3 protein-coding genes are annotated in these 5,001 nt (G+C 46.8%); 2 read left to right on the forward strand and 1 reads right to left on the reverse strand.

The features are described from left to right. Positions 1-2,685, forward strand: a 2,685-nt coding sequence (locus SSCH_RS04610) for a X2-like carbohydrate binding domain-containing protein (protein ID WP_044664451.1), incomplete at its 5' end; no start/stop codon positions are given. 189 nt (positions 2,686-2,874) lie between these two features. On the opposite strand, the gene SSCH_RS04615 is transcribed toward SSCH_RS04610, so the two are convergent. Further along, positions 2,875-3,414 (reverse strand): metallophosphoesterase family protein, encoded by a 540-nt coding sequence (locus tag SSCH_RS04615; protein WP_044664452.1) that lies wholly within the window; start codon positions 3,412-3,414, stop codon positions 2,875-2,877. Positions 3,415-3,726: 312 nt separating this feature from the next. On the opposite strand from SSCH_RS04615, the gene SSCH_RS04620 reads away from it, so the two are divergent. Beyond that, the coding region (locus tag SSCH_RS04620) for a uracil-xanthine permease family protein (protein ID WP_044664453.1) at positions 3,727-5,001 on the forward strand (1,275 nt) is incomplete at its 3' end.

The raw sequence follows: 5,001 nt of genomic DNA on the forward strand, positions 1-5,001 counted from the left end.
GCTGCCTTGAATATTAGCGTATCTGATACAACCCCGGTAACCTATACCTTGACATTAAGTGGTGACGGTTTAACCTCCGATCCCGGAGCTGGAGCTATCACCGAGAACACCTCGGTAACCATTACCGTTACCCCGACAGCAGGTAAGCAGGTAGCCACTTTTACCGTAAATGGAATAGACAAAAAAGCTGAACTAGTAAACAGTAAGTATACCTTCACTATTATTGAAGATACAACCGTAGCCGTAACCTATGAGGATATACCACCGGTGAAATACGCTATAACCGTAGCTAATGTAACAGGCGGGACAGCAACCGTAACTACTAATCCGGCCAATGAAGCGGCAGCAGGCACAACCGTAACCGTTAGCATAGCCGGTATAGAAGCCGGCAAACAGTTCAAGTCCATCACGGTTACTGATGCCGACAGTGGAGCAGTGGCAATAACCACAGTAACAGCGGGAGAAAGCTATACCTTCACCATGCCGGCCAAGGCAGTAACCGTAACAGTTGCTGTTGCAGTGGAAGCAATACCGGTAGTAAGTGCTGCCATCAATCCTACTACCGCATCCTTTGACAAGAAAGCGGCAGCCCAGGGCGATGTAACCACTACTATCACCTGGAACTCGGCAACTAACGTAACTGCGGTTAAGAAGGGCGATGCTGTCTTAATGGCAAATACTGACTACACCGTAGAAGGTAACACCCTGACCATCAAAAAAGCCTACCTGGCAGGCCAGGCTGTTGGCGATGTAGCTTTAACCATCGAGTTTGACAAAGGTGATGCCGCTGCCTTGACCATTACCGTCAGTGATAGCACCGTAACCAATGCAACTATCAACCCAACAACTGTGAACTTTGACAAAAAAGCGGGAAGTCAGGCCGATGTAACCGCTACTATCACCTGGAACTCAGCAACTAATGTAACCGCGGTTAAGAAGGGCGATGCTGCCTTAACGGCAAATACTGACTACACCGTAGCTGGTAACACCTTAACCATCAAAAAAGAATACCTGGCAGCACTAGCTGTTGGGGATGTAGCTTTAACCATCGTGTTTGACAAAGGTGATGCCGCTGCCTTGAATATTAGCGTATCTGATACAACCCCGGTAACCTATACCTTGACATTAAGTGGTGACGGTTTAACCTCCGATCCCGGAGCTGGAGCTATCACCGAGAACACCTCGGTAACCATTACCGTTACCCCGACAGCAGGTAAGCAGGTAGCCACTTTTACCGTAAATGGAATAGACAAAAAAGCTGAACTAGTAAACAGTAAGTATACCTTCACTATTATTGAAGATACAACCGTAGCCGTAACCTATGAGGATATACCACCGGTGAAATACGCTATAACCATAGCTAATGTAGAAGGCGGGACAGCAACTGTAACAACTGACCCGGCTGCAGAAGCATCTGAAGGCGCAACCGTAACCGTTAGCATAGCTGGTATAGAAGCCGGCAAACAGTTCAAGTCCATCACTGTTACCGATGCCGACAGTGGAGCAGTGGCAATAACCACAGTAACAGCGGGAGAAAGCTATACCTTCACCATGCCGGCCAAGGCAGTAACCGTAACAGTTGCTGTTGCAGTGGAAGCAATACCGGTAGTAAGTGCTGCCATCAATCCTACTACCGCATCCTTTGACAAGAAAGCGGGAAGTCAGGCCGATGTAACCACTACCATCACCTGGAACTCAGCAACTAACGTAACCGCGGTTAAGAAGGGCGATGCTGTCTTGATGGCAAATACTGACTACACCATAAGCGGCAACACCCTGACCATCAAGCAGGATTATCTGGCAACACAATCCGCAGGCGATCTTGTGCTGACAGTGGAATTTGATCATGGCAGCCCGGCAACGCTGACCATCAGTATCACCGATACTACACCACCCTCAACCTATACCGTCACTTATCATGCCAATGGTGGTACAGGCACAGCACCAATCGAGAGTGACAAAGCCGCAGGTGAAACCTTTACCGCAGCGGCGGCCAATAGCTTTACCGCACCGGCAGGCTATAGGTTCAAAGAATGGAATACATCATCTGACGGGACAGGCACCGGTTATGCGGCACGAACCCAGATCACCATGCCGGCAGAAGCCCTGAACCTGTATGCCATTTGGGAAGAGACAACCGTTGTAACTGATTTAACAGCCTACAATGGAGCATTAGCAGCTATAAAAGAAACAAATTACACAGCAGAAAGCTGGGCAACATACCAGGCGGTTGTAAATGCTAATGTGGTAACTGCTGAAAACACTCAAGAAGAAGTAGATGCAGCTACAGCAGCGATTTTAGCTGCCCAAGCTGACCTTGTATTTGCCGGCCAAGCGGGTCTTGATACAGCGGCAGCAGCTGCAGACCAATTAAAAGAAACTGATTACACAAAAGCAAGCTGGGCTGTTTTAGAAGCAGCACTAGCAATGCCGGAAACGACCAATGCAGAAGTAGTTGCCAAGACAAAAGCAATCAATGAAGCAATAAGCAATCTTGAAGAAGCAACAGAAGAAACCGAAGAAACAAGCAATCGAACAGAAGAAACCGAAGCAATAAGCAAAAAGAAAACCGAAAAGCTGCCGAAAACCGGCTCATTCCCATTAGTGTTTCATTTTGCAGGATTAGCTCTGGCTGGAATTGGCGTATTCTTATATAAAAAGAAAACAAGACTGACGTCGTTCTAAGGATGCAAGAGGGACGGTTCCTGGTGCATTTCTGCGAGGGGTGCAAGGGTGACGTGCAAAAGGAACCGTCCCCAGCGCACCTGCCAAGGGGACGGTTCCCCTGGCTAGTGCGGTTATACCCAGAAAATATGATAAAAGGCTTCCGGTTTCCGGGAGCCTTAATTTTGTATTCAGATGTGGTTGTATCGTTTAGGCATTCTCAATATCGCAGGAATCAAAGATATCCCCGCTCTTTAAGTCGATCAAGAGCACTCTGGCGTTATCTTTATCAACATCCAGCACAGCAAAACTTGGAGGATGCCCTTTCTTGTCGGAATTTTTTAAGTGGCCTGGATTAACCCAGAGGACACCGTTCTCCACCTTTGCTTCAGGGATATGGGTGTGGCCGAAAGCCACCACATCAACCTTGCGGTCCAAGGCCAACTGCCTCGGGTCGGGGTCATCGGGGAGGTCGTTTTTATGGGGTTCAGCTGTATGAGTAAAGAGCACCCTCTGTCCTTCAAACTCCTTAAGCACACGATTGGTGATAGCCGGGTCCTGGTACTCCTGGCAGTAAACCCCGGGCACCTCTATGATCTCCAATCTCATATCGCGGATGGCATCGACATCCTCACACTCATCGCCCAAATGAGCGATCACCTTAACATGCCAATTATAAGCCAGCTTCCAGGCTGCATCCTTTAAATTTTCCAATTCACCATGGGAGTCACTGACAAGACCGATCAGCATCAGATCACCTCATTGAAATATTGTGTTTTGAATGTTTAAGTTTATTATATCATTGAACCATGGGAAAATAATGCAGCCACAAAAGGAACTATGTTCTACAGCCAACATCTGATTTCTGATGTTTAATTTATTCATGCCGCCCAGACGGCGTCGTCAGAAACAAACAAAGAGCCGGTTGTGGAACCTGGCAGACCCTCTGCAGTAATAAGCAAGCCAAGCTGATGAGATGTGGACCGTCCCCCTGTCACGCTTTAAAGGAATTGTGTTTGAAAATGAAGAAGATTTGATACGAAATACAAAAGGGAGGTACATATGGAACCGATAAAACTAAAATATGGGCTTGATGAAACTCCACCCATTGCTGAACTCTTGCTTTTAGGTTTGCAGTGGTTTGCCATTATTGTCCCTGTGGTAATTATCGTTGGGAAAATAGTGGCTGGTTTGCATTTTAGCAATCCTTCGGATCAGATTATCTATATTCAGAAAATATTTTTTATCACAGGGGTTTCCTTTTTGGTTCAGTTACTGTGGGGTCACCGTCTGCCGCTGGTCATAGGCCCCGCCACAATACTACTTGTGGGCATCGTTGCCAGCCACGCCAGTGGCCTGAGTGCCATATACACTGCAATCGCCATAGGGGGCCTTGTTCTTTTCATTCTTAGTGCTGCCGGTTTATTCAATTATCTAAAGAAGCTTTTTACAGCACCTGTTATAGCAACTATTCTCATCCTGGTCGCTTTTACTCTTACCCCAATGATTTTGAATCTGATCACATCTTCCACAGCACTGGGACTTGCTCTGCCAAATCTGGTTTTTGCACTTGTTTTTGTGTTCTGCATATTTGCGGTGAACAGGCATGTCAGTGGATTCTGGAAGTCTACACTGATTATGTGGGCCTTGATTGCAGGTACTGTTGTTTATATTTTGCTTTTTCCGCAGGGTTTTGAAGTGGCAAAGGAAGCTAATACCAGCTTCATTGCCGGTTTTTTTCAAAACATGAACTTCAAGCTGAGCTTTGAACCGGGAGTGATTATCTCTTTTCTCGTTTGTTTTTTAGCCTTATCGATCAATGATTTGGGTTCCATCTACTCTGTGGGTGGTTTGTTGAAACCCGATCACATGTCAAAACGTGTCACCAGGGGCCTATCGCTAACCGGTATACTCAATTTTATATCCGGGCTATTCGGTGTCATCGGTCCCGTCAACTTCTCCCTGAGCCCTGGAGTGATAGCTTCTACAGGGTGTGCTTCCAGGTTTACTCTCATACCTGCAGGTGTAATTCTGCTGGGCATGTCATTTATGCCGCCGGTAATAGCCTTTATGGGAGGCATTCCCCAGGCAGTAGTAGGCAGTATTCTTTTATACATCATGTGTTCACAGCTTGCAGCGGGATTAATCATGGCCACAGATACAGAAGGGGGATTTAATTTTGAAAACGGCCTGGTGATAGGGCTCCCCCTCATGCTGAGCATTATTATCTCATTTCTACCGGATAGTATAGTGAGCTCACATTCCCTTGATTGTATTTTAAGGCCCAATTCGTTCGGAAATGGGGTTTGGTGGTTGGGTGTTTTTAGCTGTGCTGAT

The organism is Syntrophaceticus schinkii, from assembly GCF_000946815.1.
Lineage (GTDB): Bacteria > Bacillota > DSM-12270 > Thermacetogeniales > Thermacetogeniaceae > Syntrophaceticus > Syntrophaceticus schinkii.